Source organism: Gemmatimonadota bacterium (assembly GCA_009692115.1).
Taxonomy (GTDB): domain Bacteria; phylum Gemmatimonadota; class Gemmatimonadetes; order Gemmatimonadales; family GWC2-71-9; genus SHZU01.
Genome location: SHZU01000007.1, coordinates 54,706 through 68,466, shown reverse-complemented (window position 1 = coordinate 68,466; position 13,761 = coordinate 54,706). Strand labels below are relative to the sequence as shown.

The following is a 13,761-nucleotide window of genomic DNA, read 5'->3' as shown; positions in this document are numbered from 1 at the left end:
AAGATCAGAACCGGATCACGAAGTCCACGTAGGGAACCCCGGGGAACACTCCACCGTCCGTCGTATTGAGGAGCCCTAACGACACCGACATCTTCTCGCCGAAAATCCGAAGGCCGTAACTCAAGCCCACATCACCGCCACCGTAGTGGAAACGCTCCGGGATCTCCCCGGTGATTTTGTCGTCCTTGGCGCCGGCGGCAAGATGGGCCCGAGCTTGGTTGGCCTCCTCTGTCGGGCGAGTGCGGCGGCTGGAGCGAAGCGGCGGGTGACCGTACCCAAAAGTCACAGCGCCTAACGCCATCACATAATCGAGGTACTCGCGCCCCTCGGCGTCCCAAAGCCGGGATCCCGCGCTCCGCATCATCATCGTCGTCGGCAGCCCGCTGAGGTCGCCCGGCCCAAACAGAGACTCGGGTCGCTTGCTGCCGGTCGAGGTCACACCCGGAATGGTCATCCGAGCAGCTTGAGCGAACCCCACTGACGGGGATCCCGCCGGTCGCCCCGGAGATAGATCCACCCGTTCCCGCCGCCCCACGCCAACTGTCCGGCCCGCCGGATCCGCCCCGGGCGGGCCTCGTTGACCGCCACGTCGAACAGGACGAGCGGCTGGCCGGACGTTTCCCCGAGTTCCCCGCAGGGCAACCTGACCGTGAGCGAGTAGCCCAACTCGAGCCAAGCCGATCCTCCCCGAATCTCCGCTGCCATGGCCCGGTCCTTCTCGTCGATGGCCCGGGCCAGAATGCCCCCGGCCTCATCGGGCCGAATTACGAATGCCCGTGGTTCGCCGGCCGCGCCGATCTGGTAGTAGACCTGGATGCCGTCGGAGTGGATATCGTCGGGTTCGTTATCGAGCCGGAGCGGCGCCGTACCGGCCGGGGAGACCACGACCTCGGGTTTCTGGACCTGCACCGCGAGGTAGAGATGACCGACATCCCAGTTGACGAACGCCGTGGCCGCAAAATCGTCGGGGCCGGCGTACGGCTCCTCGCTCCGGTAGTAGTGCCCTTCGTCGGCCATCTCGAGTGGCGCCCGATCATCGAATCCGTCAAGCGACCCGTCGAGGGCCGGTTGCCGGTCCACCCGAAGCGCCCGCCCCTCGGTGCGGATCGGCCGCTCGGCGAGCAACGCCTTCCGAACCACCGGAGCCGCCCGCGCCCCGCCCAAGGCAATCGAGCCATCCGGCGTCACCACCGTGGCCGTCCCCTGCCCCAGCCGAATCTCGACCCGACCCACCGTGACGCGATCAGGCTGAACAACCACCTCACCGACACCGCCGGAAAGGTCGAGCACCGCCGCCAGCCGACGAAGCGGGCCGGAGCGGACGAGATAGAACGGACGCTCGGGGTCGCCCGGTCGCCCGAGGCCGGTGGCCCGGATGACCGTGCCGCCCACCAGGTGGAGGCGCACCGTGGCTTCCCCTTTCCGCGCCGCGAGTACCACGTCGCCGCCGTCGGCCACGAACTGCTCGGCCCCCTTGGCAAACTCGTGGTCCAGCACCGCCGGTTCCCACCGGCCGGCGGTTTCGACGACGACCTCGCCGTCGAGGTGCCACGGCAACTCGAACCCCGGATCGCCATCGACGAGGTCGAGGATCCAATCGGGCCCGGTAATGACGGTCCGCTTGAACGAGGAAAATTCACCCACTACCCAGGCCCAGTCACCGGACTCATCGAAGGCCAAACACCGGGCGTCTTCCATTGTCGGCGAACGGCCCCCCGGCATCGGCGCATTGTGGGCCAGGGTCGACCGGTACCAGAACAGGTCGCGCGACACGTAGGAGCCGGCGCCGGGATCGGCCAGCCAGTGAACCCCGTCGGCATGGAGGGTCAACTGCAGCCGATCGGGATGCCCATGGCCACCGCCGTACCCCCCGCACTCGAGGCTCAGGTACCGAGTACCCCGCCGGAGTACCGCCACGCCCTGGGACGCCAGCAACTCGCTGTTCCAGGCGAACGGTTCCGCCTCGGGCAGCGACTCGGCCATGGCGAACAGCATCCACCACGAGAGGTCGGCCCGGGTTGTGGTCGCGCGAGCGGTTTCGCCGGCATCGTGGAGATAGGCGTCGTAAGTCAGTTCGCCCCGGGCCGGTTGGCGGTAGAGCGCGGCCAGCCAGGAGCCCAAGTCGTCCGGGGCGTCGTCGCCCAATCGGGCCAGCGCCCACTCCCACACTTCGAGATATGCCGGATGAGCCAGGGAGACGCCGAACCGGGAGTCCTTCCGGGCCGGAAACGTGAGGTCCGGCAGCGCCGTTCTGGCCGGAGCCATCAACGCTCTGCCTAACGTTTGTACCAAGACCGGATCGGCGAGCAGATCGGCCCCCGCCACCCGGGCCCAGGCGATGCCGGTCACTAACCCCCGGATCGCGAACAAGTGATAGTTCTCGCCCTCGGCCCACATCCCGTCGTCCCCGAACCCTTCGGTCAGGTGGCCGAGCAGGCCGGTCCGTCCCTCGATGGCCGATTGGGCCAGGTCGTCATCATCGAACCAGACCGCGATGGCCGTCAACGCCGCCGCGTTCCAGGTTTGCCGATTGCTCATGCCCTCGTCGAATTCGCCGATCAGCTGGGCCGCTTCGTCGGCAATGGCGTTGATCGCTTCGACGTCGGCTTCGTTGAGCCAGCCGCGCTCCCGGAGGAGATGGGCGGCCGCGAGGTAGTTGGTGATCCAAATCGACTCGAGATAGGTCGAGAAGAAGAGGTGGGTGGGGCCGAGGACATTGTCGTCGTTGGGAAGCGCGTGATACAACTCGTAGTAGGCCGCCAGCAGCTGACAGGCCCGTTCGGCGCACCGCTGATCATCCGTCAGGACCGCGACGGCCGCCAGCTCGGCCGCCCGCTCGGCGATCCAGAGGTGCTGGGTCCGGGCCCAGTGCCCGTCGTGGCGGGGGCCGGTGACGGTGGCCTGACATGCCCCGCAGGTGTGGACCTTCGGACTCCAGGGATCGAAGGCCAGAATCGTCCCGCACTTGGGACAGATCCCGCCGTCGGTCGAGAGCATGGCTTTTTGGTCCGGCACTACCGGCGCCTGCTCCAGCAGCCGTCCGGCCCGCGCCAGCTGGCGAGCCAGTAGTGCCGCCAGGTCGCCCCGCCCGAGCAACGGCCGCCGCGCCTCGATCTCCTCGATCGTTACCACACCCGCACCCCTTCCCATGCCCATTGCAGTGGTAAAACGGTCGACCCCTGCTCCGCCGCCACCCGGGCGGCCCGGGCCGGATCGTCCCCGATGACGAAGAACATCGTCCCGCCGGCGCCCGCCCCCGCCGCTTTGCCGCCTAACGATCCGCAGTCGGCCATCGCCTGCTCGAGCCGGGCCATGACCGGCGTTTGCATCCCCGGGTCGAGCCGCTGTTGGATTTGCCAATTGGCCGACCAGAGGTCGCCGACCTCTCGCTCATCGCCCGCTTCGAGGGCTTCGGCCATCCTGATACCAAGTGCGGCCAGGCCCTCGAGCGCCGCCACCTCCCCGGCCTCGCGCGCGACGAACCGGGCCATGACCCGCCCGATCGTGGCCGACGATACCCTCGACTGCCCGGTGTAGCACACGATGATGTGACGGGCCAGCCAGTCGGCAAAGGCCGGCGGCACTGCCAACGGGCGGACCAGAACCCCGGCGGCCGAGAAGTCTAACCGATGAAACCCACCGAGTGCGGCGGCATATTGGTCTTGCTTGCCGGGCGGCGGCGCCGAGCGAGTGGTGAGTCGGCAAGGCGGCAACTGATGGATCCGGACGGCCGCTTTGAGGAGGTCGAGCCAGCCGTCCCGCTCATTCATCACATCCCAATCGGCTTCGACCACCTGGGCGAGGTCTTTGGCCTCGAGCCGGTAGCGGTCACCGCCAACTTGCAGTTCGGCTTCCGCACGGAGTTCGATGGCGGCGTTGACCACGACCCCCCGTCGTTCGGTCGCGAAGGGGGCCACGTCGGTCCACGCTCCCGCAAAGTCGAGCCGGGTCGGCGCAGAAGCCCGAACTAGAGGGGGAGCAGACCAAGGCACGCCCAAAGTTATCGGGGTTGGGAGGAGCGCGCATCGGGCTTCCGCGATCCCGAGTGGACCGCCCGCCCCCGACCGCGTAGCTTGGGAGAACTTCCAGGAAGAGACCCGCGTGCCACCCCTCCGTCCTTCCGCGAGCACCATCGTCGCTCTCGCGGCCCTCTCGCTTGCCCGATTCCCGCTTCCCGCGTTGGCGCAGGCCCGGGACTCGACGCCGTTCGAGGTGGTCGCTAGCCGAAACGTGATGGTCACTTCCCGAGACGGGGTCCGCCTCGCGACCGACGTCTACACCCCGGGGCGGGGCGGCGTGGTGTCCGGCCGGTTCCCGACCATCGTCGAGCGGACCCCGTACAACATGGCCAGCGGGGCCGAATCGCAGGTCCAGTATTTCGTGCCGCTCGGCTACGCGGTGGTGCGCCAGGATATCCGGGGGCGCTACGGTTCCGAAGGGAAGTGGCGACCACTCCGTGACGACGGGCCCGATGGGGCCGACTTGCTGGCGTGGATTGCGGCCCAGCCTTGGTCCAACGGCAAAGTGGGAACCGTCGGCACCTCGTACGGCGGCGCCACTCAGCACGCGATCGCCATCACCAATGCGCCGAGTTTGGCGGCCATGGTGCCGGTCGACGCGATGAGCAACACCGGGTACTACGGGATTCGCCACCACGGCGCCTTCGAGCTCCGGTGGCTCAACTGGATCATGACGTTAGGCAACGCCACCGGCACCCGGGCCGCGGCCACCGGCCTCTCGGCTTCGCCCAACGCACTCTTGGCCGCCACCCGGGCCGCCGCCACCCCCGCGGCCATTCCGGCGTTGCTCGAACTCGGTACCAAGATCCAGGAATCGGCGCGGGCGCTGCCGCTCCAGGCCGGGACCACGGCGCTCAAGTTCGCCCCGGACTACGAATCGTGGTTGGTGGAGGCCATGCGGCACGGTGACAACGACGCCTATTGGGCCGATATGGGTGCCAGCGTGGTGGACCATCTGAGGCGGTACCAAGATGTTCCCGCCTATCACGTTACCGGGTGGTACGACTCCTGGGGAACCCAGGTGGCCAACATGAACTACCTCCAGTTGTCGAAGACCAAGAAGAGCCTCCAGCGCCTGATCATCGGACCCTGGACCCATGGCGGGCAGGAAGTGAGTTATGCGGGCATGGCCGAGTTCGGTGACGCGGCCGCCATCGACATGAACGGGCTTCGAAAACGGTGGTTCGACCGCTGGTTGCTGGGAATCGAGAACGGGGTCGACCGGGAGCCGCCGGTCCGGCTCTTCGTGATGGGCGGCGGTGATGCCCACAAGACGCCCGACAACCGGTTGTTCGTGGGCGGAGCCTGGCGCGACGAGCGCGAATGGCCGCTCGCACGGACTCAATACACTCCGTATTACCTCCAGGCCGGCGGCTCCCTGGCTCCGCGGATGCCGCGAGCGGCCGCGCCGACAGGGTACTCCTTCGATCCCCGGAATCCGGTGCCGACGATCGGCGGCAATGTCTCGTCCGAAGGGGTGCTGATGCCCCGGGGAGCTCAGGACCAACGGTGCTCACCGGCCCACTGGCTCTGCCGGGACAATCTTCCGCTTTCGGCCCGGGCCGATGTGCTGGTGTTTCAGACTCCGCCTCTCGAACAGGACCTGGAGGTCACCGGCCGGCTGGTGGTGACGCTCTGGGCCGGCTCCGACGCGCGGGACACCGACTTCACCGTCAAGCTGATCGACGTCTATCCTCCAAACCCGGATTACCCCGCGGGTGTGGATCTCAACGTGGGCGATGGGATCGTCCGGGCTCGCTATCGCCAGTCGCTGAAATCGGCCCGGCTCCTCGCCGGAGCCGGTCCCCAGGAATACACCATCGAGATGTATCCGACGTCACTCATCTTCGGGCGCGGGCACCGGATCCGGCTCGATATCTCCAGCAGTAACTTTCCGCGGTTCGATATCAATCCGAACACCGGCGAGCCCCTCGGTCAGAGCCGGCGATGGAAGGTTGCCGAGAACGCCGTCTACCATGATCCCGCGCACCCGTCGCGGATCGTTCTCCCCATCATTCCGCCGGCCAACAGGTAACCTATCGCAGCCGCCACTCCGCCAGGCCGGCCAGTTCGCCCCGGATGTCCATTCGCACCCCCTCGAGCCGCCGGTTCATTCCCTGGACGCCCCGGGCGTGATAGAGAAAGGTGACCGGCACCGAGTCGCGGAACACCGGCACCAAGGTGCGGCCTTGTCCCCGCACCGACAACCCGGCTAGGTCCGCCAGGGATCGAAGGTATCCCAACTGGAGATCACCTGAGATCCCCATGACCGCCGCCTCAAAGTCGTGCCCGCCCTGGACCCGTTCCAGAAACGTGGCCAACTCGACCTGCCGGATGATGACCGTGACGCCGATCCGCGCCAGCTGCTGCTGGATCATCTGCTCCATGGCCGCCTCGCCGCTACCGACGGTGAGCAGTTCGAAGCTCCGGGGCGAACTGCCTAACATGGCCCGCCCGCGACCCGGAGCATAGAGCGGCGCCACGACCGGCCCCCGGCTCAACTCCGGCGGCAACGGCCCCGACGCCGGCACCCCGAATCCGAACGAATAGCCCGACACGATCGAGGGCCGGTCGATGGCCAAGCCGATGGCCCGCCGAACCGCAACGTCGTCAAACGGCGGCCGCCGGGTGTTGAACACGATGGCATAGCTGAACAACAGCGAGTAGTCGAGGACCCGGAGCCGGTTGGTGTTCGGGGCCAGGATTTCGCTGGCCGTGGCGCTGCTCGCCACCGCCGTGTCGGTCGGGGTCGGGATCACGATCGGCGGGCTCTCGGCCCTGGCGCCCCGGCCGGTTACCGCGGTTCTCCTTGGGATCACCGATTTCGCGCTGGCGTTGCCCCGGGTGGTCGTGTTGCTGTTGCTCGCGGCGCTCTGGCAGCCGAGTGCGGCGCTCATCGTCCTCACGTTGGGGTTGACGGGGTGGATGCCGGTAGCCCGGCTTACTTATGCCGAGACCCTGAGTCACCTCGACCGGCCCTACGCTGAGGGGTCGCGGGCGCTCGGCGCGGGGCCGATTCGGTTGTTTCTGACGCACCTGCTTCCCAACGTGGCACTGCCGCTCCTCACCGCCGCCACGTTGGGTTTGGGCAACGCGATCACGCTCGAGGCCGGATTGTCGTTCTTGGGGCTCGGGGTTCAGCCGCCGGCCACCTCGTGGGGCACCTTGATCGCTTCGGGACGCGACACCGTCGTCAATGCGCCGTGGGTCGGCCTGGTGCCGGGGTTGGCCTTGGTATTGGTCGTGGTCTCGGCCACCTTGGTAGCCGACGGATTCGAGACCAGGTCGGCGACGGAGGCGGCCAGGGTACGATGAAAACCAAAATGCCGCTGCTGGCCGTGGGCCTGGTCGTCCTGACCTTCCTGGCTTTCTACCCGATCCTTAACGCCGGTTGCACCAACTGGGACGACCCGGCCCAAGGGCTACCGCCCCTCGGGCTTCAGTCAGCGAGGGCCGAGGACAGCGCGGCCGGCGTCGAGCATGACCGCCGGTCGCTTGGATCAGGCCAGATCGAACCGATCCAAGTCCATCACCTTGGCCCACGCCGCCACGAAGTCCCGCACGAACTTCCCCTTCGAGTCGTCCTGGGCGTACACCTCCGATACCGCCCGGAGCTCTGAGTTCGACCCGAAAATGAGGTCCACCCGAGTAGCGGTCCACTTCACGTCGTCCGTCACCCGATCACGGCCCTCGAACCCGTCCGCGGCGTTCGAGGTCGCTTTCCACGTGGTCCCGATGTCGAGCAGGTTCACGAAGAAGTCGTTGGTCAGGATCTCGGGACGGTCCGTGAAGACGCCGTGCTTGGACTGCCCGAAATTCGCGCTCAGCACCCGGAGGCCGCCCACGAGCACCGTCATCTCGGGCGCGGTCAGCGTCAGGAGCTGCGCCTTATCGACCAGCAACGCCTCGGCCGATACGGTGTAGTCCGCTTTCTGGTAGTTTCGAAAGCCATCGGCGATCGGTTCGAGCACGGCGAACGACTCCACATCCGTCAGCTCATCAGACGCATCCATCCGCCCGGGAGAAAAGGGCACCTTCACTTTGAACCCGCTCTTCGTCGCTGACCGCTCGACCGCCGCGCACCCGCCCAGAACGATCAAATCGGCGAGCGAAACCTGTTTCCCGTCGGTCTGGGCGGTGTTGAACTCCTTCTGGATGGTCAGGAGGGTCTCCAGAACCCGCGCCAGCTTGGCCGGCTGGTTGACCTCCCAATCCTTCTGCGGCGCGAGGCGGAGCCGGGCACCGTTCGCGCCGCCACGCTTGTCGGAGCCACGAAAGGTGGAGGCCGACGCCCAGGCGGTCGAGACGAGCTGGGCGACGGACAGTCCCGACGCGAGGACCTTGCGCTTGAGAGCCGCGATATCCTTCGTGTCAATCAGCGGGTGATCCACGGCGGGGATGGGGTCCTGCCACAACAGCTCGTCCCGCGGCACGAGCGCGCCGAGGTAACGGGGCCGCGGCCCCATGTCGCGATGGGTCAGCTTGAACCATGCCCTGGCAAACGCCGCTGCCAGCTGGTCCGGATGTTCGTGGAACCGCTTCGAGATCGGGCGGTAGATCGGATCCACCCGGAGCGCCATGTCGGCGGTGGTCATCATCGGCGCGTGCCGCTTCGCCGGATCGTGCGCATCCGGCACGGTCGCGGCCGTGGCGGGGTCTTTGGGCGTCCACTGGTGGGCTCCGGCCGGGCTCTTCGTCAATGCCCACTCATAGCCGAACAGCGTATCGAAGTAGCCGTTGTCCCAAGTGGTCGGGTTCGGCTTCCAGGCGCCCTCGATCCCGCTGGTGGTGGTGTCGCCACCCTTGCCGGTGCCGAAGCGGTTCTTCCAGCCCAGCCCCTGTTCTTCGATGCCGGCTCCCTCGGGCTCCGGTCCGACCAGCTTAGGATCGCCGGCGCCGTGCGCCTTGCCGAAGGTGTGGCCACCGGCGACAAGGGCGACCGTCTCCTCGTCGTCCATCGCCATCCGCTTGAAGGTCTCCCGGATGTCTCGGGCCGACGCGAGGGGATCCGGCGTGCCGTTCGGTCCTTCGGGGTTCACGTAGATCAGTCCCATTTGCACGGCGCCAAGCGGGTTCGCGAGTTCCCGGTCGCCGGAGTAGCGCTTGTCGCCGAGCCATTCCGCCTCGGCGCCCCAATAGATGTCCTGGTCGGGCTCCCAGACGTCCGCGCGGCCCCCGGCGAAGCCGAAGGGCTTGAGTCCCATCGACTCGATGGCGCAGTTGCCGGCGAAGATCATGAGGTCGGCCCAAGAGACCTGCTTGCCGTATTTCCGTTTGATCGGCCAGAGCAGCCGACGGGCCTTGTCGAGATTGCCGTTGTCGGGCCAGCTGTTGAGAGGCGCAAAGCGCAGAGTGCCCGAAGCCGCGCCGCCGCGGCCGTCACCCGTGCGGTAGGTTCCGGCGCTGTGCCACGCCATCCGAATAAAGAGCGGCCCATAGTGACCGTAGTCGGCCGGCCACCAGTCCTGCGAGGTCGTCATCAACTCGAAGAGGTCCTTCTTCAGGGCCTCGAGGTCGAGCTTCTTGAATTCTTCGGCATAGTTGAACGCCGTGCCCATGGGATCGGACAGAGGCGAATTCTGATGGAGTATCGCGAGGTTCAGTTGGTTGGGCCACCAGTCCCGGTTCGACCTGCCTCCAGCCGTCGTTGCCTGGCTCCCTCCGTGAATGACCGGGCACTTGTCTCCGGCCTTGGGTGCATTGCCGTCCATGATTCGCTCCGATGGTGCGTAAATTTGAGTGTCCGATCAATTCAAAATACCATCCGAGATCACCGGAAGACCATCCCAAGCTGGGTTAGGCCCCGGGGCGCCGGCCCGATCGCAGGCGCCACAACCCGAGCGCCGAGGGGATGATGTCGTCCGCCAGGTGAAACAGGGAGAGGAGGATCGAGAGCACTACTCGGACCCGGCGGGTGGATCTAGACTTCCCAGAGCCCCGATCCGAATGGAGCCGTGACATGCCGAACCCGGCCAAGAACAGGTTGCGCCTTTGGTACGATCGCGACGCCGAGGACTGGAACGCGATCGTCGGCAACGGCGGCCAGGAGAGCGCGTGCGGCCTGGTGCAAGGACCAATGGGGACTGTCCTGGCAGATCACGCCGATCGCCCTGACCAAGGCGATCACCGATCCCGATCCCGCTGCCGCCAAGCGCGCGTTCGATGCGATGATTCGGATGAAGAAGATCGATATCGCCGCCATCAAGGCAGCGCGCGAGGACCCGTAAAGTGGAGGTCATGATTCGGCGCGCAGGCGTCTCCGACGCGTCGGTACTGGCGGAACTGGCGGCGCGCACGTTCGCCGATAGTTTTGGCGCGGACAACCGCCCCGAAGACCTCAAGGTCCACCTGGAGTCATCCTATGGCAGGGCCCAGCAGGCCGCTGAGCTAGCCGACCCCGACGTCCGAACCGTGCTCGCGTACCGGGACCACCAACTCATCGGTTTCGCCCAAGTGCGCCGCAAGTCGGCGCCGGCGTGCGTGGTGGCCGCCGAACCGGTTGAACTCCATCGTTTCTACCTGGTTCGCTCCGTGCAGGGAACCGGAGCGGCGATGCCGCTGATGCTCGCGGCGCGCGAGGCGGCCCAAGAACTCGGTGGCCATCACTTGTGGCTCGGTGTCTGGGAGCGAAACCCGCGAGCGATCGCCTTTTATCTGAAGGCCGGGTTCGCGAAAATCGGGAGTCATGACTTCTTAGTGGGGAGCGACCGGCAAACCGACTGGGTACTCCTCGCCCCGCTCTTGGCGGATGGCTGAGGCGGGGGGTTGGCTGGCCGCCAATCGGCAGTAGTATTGAGGAGACTCTGACTCAGGCCTTCCATGCGAATCGCTCCCTGGCTCGCGCTCCTCAGCGCCGCGCTCCCGTCCATCGCCACCTCACAGTCTCTCGAGAACCTGGGATCGGGCGTCCGCCAGTACGTCTCGGTCGACGCCCCGGTCGTGGCCCTGACCCACGTGCAACTGATCGATGGCACCGGGACGGCACCCCGCGCCGATCAGACCATCGTGCTCGAGCGGGGCAAGATCAGCTGGGTCGGACCGGCCGCCGGTGCCAAGATCCCCGCCGGCGCCCGAGTCATGGATCTCACCGGCCACACCGTGATCCCCGGCCTGGTCGGGCTCCACAATCACACCTTCTACTACACGCTCGCGCCCCGCGCCGTGCAGTCGAACTTCACGGCACCCCGTCTTTACCTCGGCGCGGGGGTCACCACCATCCGGACCACCGGCAGCGCGTCGCCCTATGCGGAGATCAACCTCAAAGCCAACATCGAACGCGGCGAGATCCCCGGCCCCCGGCTCTTCGTCACCGGACCGTACCTGATCAGTCCCGGACCCGACATGCGTCTCGACCTCCTCGGCATGCACGAGCTGTCGGGTCCCGAGCAGGCCCGCAAAGTCGTCGACTACTGGGCCGAAGAAGGGGCCACCTGGCTCAAGGTCTACAACCAGCTCCAGGTGGCGACGCTCGCGGCGATCACCGACCAGGCCCACAAGCGCGGGCTCAAGGTGACCGGGCACCTCTGCTCGGTGGGTTTCCGGGACGCGATTGCCGCGGGGATCGACGCCCTCGAACACGGCCTGATGACCAACTCCGAATACCTGCCGAACAAGCAGCCCGATCTCTGTCCCGCGGGCATCCGTGACGTCTATGTGAAGCTCGACATTGCCAACGATCCGCGGATCAAAGCCACCTTCGCCGACATGGCCGCCCGCAAGGTGGCCATGACCTCGACTCTTGCCGTGTACGAATCAGGGACTGCCGGACGGCCCTGGGGCGACGACCCGCGGCTCTGGGACGCGCTTGCGCCCGACTCGAAGGCCGAGGAAGAGGCCCGCCATCGCGGCGTCGAGGCCGCCGGCCATTCCGAGATAGCGCAGCAGGCGCTCAAGAAGTCCATGGAGTACGAGGTGGCGTTCTTCCGGGCCGGCGGCCTGCTCGGCGCCGGCGTCGACCCCGCGTGGAATGTGCCGGCGGGGATCGGCGACCACCGGAACTATGAATTGCTGGTCGAGGCCGGGCTCACCCCGGCCGAGGCGATCCAGGTCATGTCGCTCAACGGGGCCACGGTCCTGGGAATCGCCGATCGGTTGGGTTCGATAGCGGTCGGCAAGACCGCCGACCTCGCGGTGATCGCCGGAGATCCGGTGAGCAAGCCCGCCGACATTCGGAAAGTCACCGTGGTCTTCCGCGACGGCATCGGCTACGACAGCGCCAAACTCTATGCCTCGGTCAAGGGGCTCGTCGGCATTCGATAGGCAGCGAGCCCTTCGTCACGAGATCGGCTTCGCGCCAGCCAACTGTTTCACCAGCTGGTAGAGAAACGCGTGCCCCTCGAAAAACGACTGCACCCGGATCCGTTCGTCTCGGCCGTGGAAGCGGATGTCGTCCCGGTCGAAGAAGAACCCTTGCACCCCATACGTCGGGATCCCGGCTGATCGGAGCAGGCGGCCGTCGGTCGCGCCCATGACCATGATCGGCACCGTGACGACGCCGGGCCACATCGCGGTGGTGATCTCGGATACGGCGCTCATCACGTCCGGCCGGAGCGGCGAGGCCGGCCCGCGGCCCAGCGCGTTGACGCGGCTGATGGCAACCGCCGAATCGGCGACGACCTTACGGAGGGCGGCCTCGACGTAGTCCGGCTCGTCCTCCGGAAGGACTCGGCAATTGATCGTCGCGGCCGCCAACTGGGGCAGCGCGTTCATCGCATGGCCGCCCTCGAGCATCGTCGCCACACAGGTGGTGCGGAGGGTGGCATTCCACGACGTCGACGACCGGGCCACTCGGAGCATCGCCTCGCGTGATCCCGCCGCCACCCGCTCGAGATCGGCTCGGACGGCCCAGGTCTCGGTCTTGGCCATCTGCTTGAAGTACGCGGCGGTGACTTCGTTCGTCTTCAAGGGTCGGTCGAGCCGCCAACGGGCCGAAGGAATCGGGTAGAAGATCGCCTGGACCGCTGCGCTTGGGCTCCCATCTTCGCCGACCAGGTTCGGAAACCGCGCAATCCAACGCCGGGGGTCATGACCGGCATCGAGGGCGGCACGGTCGGCGGCGAACACCGCCGGGCGGCTCAGGGCCGGCAGGATCAACAGGCCCCCGAACGCCCAGAGGGTCATCCAACAGGCGTAGCCGACCAGCGCTTCCGCCGGAGTTCGGGCGGCCAACGCGAAAGCCGTCGAGCCGGCCCAGCCGCCCAGGAGATTCCAACCCAAGACCACGAGGAAAGTCCGGAGGGGCAACCCGTTGTTGATCTGCCATTGACGCCGGACGGTTTCCACGGAGAGGTCTTCCCTGAACTCTCTCGCCAACCAGCGTTCGGGAAGCAGGGTTTGCGCGGTTGGGCCGAGCCCGAGGATCCCGCCGGTGAATGCCGGGTCCGTGGCGGTCGCGATCAGCCGTGATTCGCCTTCGGCGGGGGCTGCCTTGGCTACGATCCCGGCCACCGCGCGGAGCAGGAGCCGCCGACCGAGCGCCAAACCGGCGGTCGCGACGAGGATCGACGTTCCGAATCCACCGGTGAGCTGGAAGCTGGTGTAGCTGAGAACCCCGACCGTGGTCAGCACCAGGCTGTGCGCCAATACGCCGCGCGACCAGGAACGGAGGTAGGCCCTCATCGTCGGGCGCGGCTCCGGCATCAGCAACCGACCGCCCAGGAAGTCGAAGACCGCCTGCGCGGCGACCGCGGCGGCAAAGACCAGGGCACCGTCGGAGAGGCTGATGGCGTTCGGACGGGCCCTG

The 13,761-nt window shown here is 67.1% G+C and carries 10 protein-coding genes and 1 pseudogene; 5 read left to right on the top strand and 6 right to left on the bottom strand.

Annotated elements, in window-relative coordinates; all coding sequences use genetic code 11:
- Positions 1 to 4: 4 nt before the first annotated feature.
- From EXR94_09645 to EXR94_09635, 3 genes are read right to left on the bottom strand one after another with little or no spacing between them, the layout of a single operon-like run.
- Positions 5 to 454, bottom strand: a complete 450-nt coding sequence (locus EXR94_09645; GenBank protein MSR02980.1) for an aminotransferase class III-fold pyridoxal phosphate-dependent enzyme — start codon at positions 452 to 454, stop codon at positions 5 to 7.
- Positions 451 to 3,156, bottom strand: coding sequence for a hypothetical protein (locus EXR94_09640; GenBank protein MSR02979.1), 2,706 nt, complete (start codon positions 3,154 to 3,156; stop codon positions 451 to 453). Before EXR94_09640 ends, EXR94_09645 begins: the two co-directional genes overlap by 4 nt.
- Entirely contained in the window at positions 3,126 to 4,133 is a 1,008-nt protein-coding gene (locus EXR94_09635; protein MSR02978.1) for a hypothetical protein, read from the bottom strand. The genes EXR94_09640 and EXR94_09635 overlap by 31 nt, the downstream gene beginning before the upstream one ends.
- Between EXR94_09635 and EXR94_09630 the strand changes: the two genes are divergently transcribed.
- Positions 3,868 to 6,054 carry a CocE/NonD family hydrolase gene (locus tag EXR94_09630; GenBank protein ID MSR02977.1) on the top strand — a complete coding sequence of 729 codons (2,187 nt, stop codon included), beginning with the start codon at positions 3,868 to 3,870 and terminating at the stop codon, positions 6,052 to 6,054. The genes EXR94_09635 and EXR94_09630 overlap by 266 nt on opposite strands.
- A gap of 1 nt (position 6,055) precedes the next feature.
- On the opposite strand, the gene EXR94_09625 is transcribed toward EXR94_09630, so the two are convergent.
- Positions 6,056 to 6,838 (bottom strand): hypothetical protein, encoded by a 783-nt coding sequence (locus EXR94_09625; protein ID MSR02976.1) that lies wholly within the window; start codon positions 6,836 to 6,838, stop codon positions 6,056 to 6,058.
- On the opposite strand from EXR94_09625, the gene EXR94_09620 reads away from it, so the two are divergent.
- The gene (locus tag EXR94_09620) at positions 6,705 to 7,334 is read left to right on the top strand and encodes an ABC transporter permease (protein MSR02975.1); all 630 of its coding nucleotides are present in this window, start codon (positions 6,705 to 6,707) and stop codon (positions 7,332 to 7,334) included. The two genes, EXR94_09625 and EXR94_09620, sit on opposite strands and share 134 nt — an antisense overlap.
- A gap of 185 nt (positions 7,335 to 7,519) precedes the next feature.
- On the opposite strand, the gene katG is transcribed toward EXR94_09620, so the two are convergent.
- Positions 7,520 to 9,730 (bottom strand): catalase/peroxidase HPI, encoded by a 2,211-nt coding sequence (katG, locus tag EXR94_09615; protein MSR02974.1) that lies wholly within the window; start codon positions 9,728 to 9,730, stop codon positions 7,520 to 7,522.
- Positions 9,731 to 9,978: 248 nt separating this feature from the next.
- Here katG and EXR94_09610 point away from each other — a divergent pair.
- From EXR94_09610 to EXR94_09600, 3 genes and pseudogenes are all read left to right on the top strand, one after another.
- A pseudogene (locus EXR94_09610) lies at positions 9,979 to 10,246 on the top strand (hypothetical protein).
- A 10-nt stretch (positions 10,247 to 10,256) separates the two neighbouring features.
- Positions 10,257 to 10,775 carry a GNAT family N-acetyltransferase gene (locus tag EXR94_09605; GenBank protein MSR02973.1) on the top strand — a complete coding sequence of 173 codons (519 nt, stop codon included), beginning with the start codon at positions 10,257 to 10,259 and terminating at the stop codon, positions 10,773 to 10,775.
- A gap of 63 nt (positions 10,776 to 10,838) precedes the next feature.
- Entirely contained in the window at positions 10,839 to 12,278 is a 1,440-nt protein-coding gene (locus EXR94_09600; GenBank protein MSR02972.1) for an amidohydrolase, read from the top strand.
- A 15-nt stretch (positions 12,279 to 12,293) separates the two neighbouring features.
- Here EXR94_09600 and EXR94_09595 read toward each other — a convergent pair whose 3' ends face one another.
- Positions 12,294 to 13,658, bottom strand: coding sequence for a M20/M25/M40 family metallo-hydrolase (locus EXR94_09595; protein MSR02971.1), 1,365 nt, complete (start codon positions 13,656 to 13,658; stop codon positions 12,294 to 12,296).
- Positions 13,659 to 13,761 lie beyond the last annotated feature (103 nt).

Excerpts from the sequence above, each read along its gene's own strand:
- EXR94_09605 (MSR02973.1), top strand. The coding sequence starts at position 10,257 with ATGATTCGGCGCGCAGGCGTCTCCGACGCGTCGGTACTGGCGGAACTG.
- EXR94_09630 (MSR02977.1), top strand. The coding sequence starts at position 3,868 with ATGGCGGCGTTGACCACGACCCCCCGTCGTTCGGTCGCGAAGGGGGCC.
- EXR94_09595 (MSR02971.1), bottom strand. The coding sequence starts at position 13,658 with ATGCCGGAGCCGCGCCCGACGATGAGGGCCTACCTCCGTTCCTGGTCG.
- EXR94_09640 (MSR02979.1), bottom strand. The coding sequence starts at position 3,156 with ATGGGCATGGGAAGGGGTGCGGGTGTGGTAACGATCGAGGAGATCGAG.
- EXR94_09635 (MSR02978.1), bottom strand. The coding sequence starts at position 4,133 with ATGGTGCTCGCGGAAGGACGGAGGGGTGGCACGCGGGTCTCTTCCTGG.
- EXR94_09645 (MSR02980.1), bottom strand. The coding sequence starts at position 454 with ATGACCATTCCGGGTGTGACCTCGACCGGCAGCAAGCGACCCGAGTCT.
- katG (MSR02974.1), bottom strand. The coding sequence starts at position 9,730 with ATGGACGGCAATGCACCCAAGGCCGGAGACAAGTGCCCGGTCATTCAC.
- EXR94_09600 (MSR02972.1), top strand. The coding sequence starts at position 10,839 with ATGCGAATCGCTCCCTGGCTCGCGCTCCTCAGCGCCGCGCTCCCGTCC.